Annotated in this window: 1 pseudogene; it reads left to right on the plus strand. The window is 26.0% G+C overall.

The window, feature by feature from the left end:
- Positions 1-503: pseudogene (locus tag H2280_RS08490) on the plus strand (hypothetical protein); the annotation flags it as partial.

Genomic DNA, 503 nt, shown 5'->3' on the forward strand with positions numbered 1-503 from the left:
TTTTTACCGGTAGTGCAACACTTGGAATTTTAGCAGGCATTGCTATTGTTGGCACAGCAATGGTAGCTCTTTGGTGGATTAATTCTAAAATAGAATCTTGGTTAAAAGAGTATGGTATTTCCTTTGTTGATGTTATGAGAGAATTTGAAACTCATTTATCTTTGGGTTTAACTTCCAACGAAAGATATTATTATAATTTAGCGCATTGTCATAAAACACAAATTAAAAATATGCAAAAAATTCACTTATACTATAATGGCAAAATTGTCAAAGATTTAAAGCATTATTATTTTCCTTTTTATGACTTTAAAAAAACTCCTATACTTAATAATACCATTGAAAAAACAAATGAATTGCAAAATAATTACAAAGTATTAAGTCCAAAAGATACAATAGACAATATTAATATCGACTCAGAACCTTATTTATTAAAAGCTTTATATTTTTGCGAAAATTTTACTAGCTTAAATCAAAACAATCAAGCTTTATTAAATACACAATAT

This window comes from Campylobacter sp. 2457A (assembly GCF_020135895.1).
Taxonomy (GTDB): Bacteria; Campylobacterota; Campylobacteria; order Campylobacterales; family Campylobacteraceae; genus Campylobacter_D; species Campylobacter_D taeniopygiae.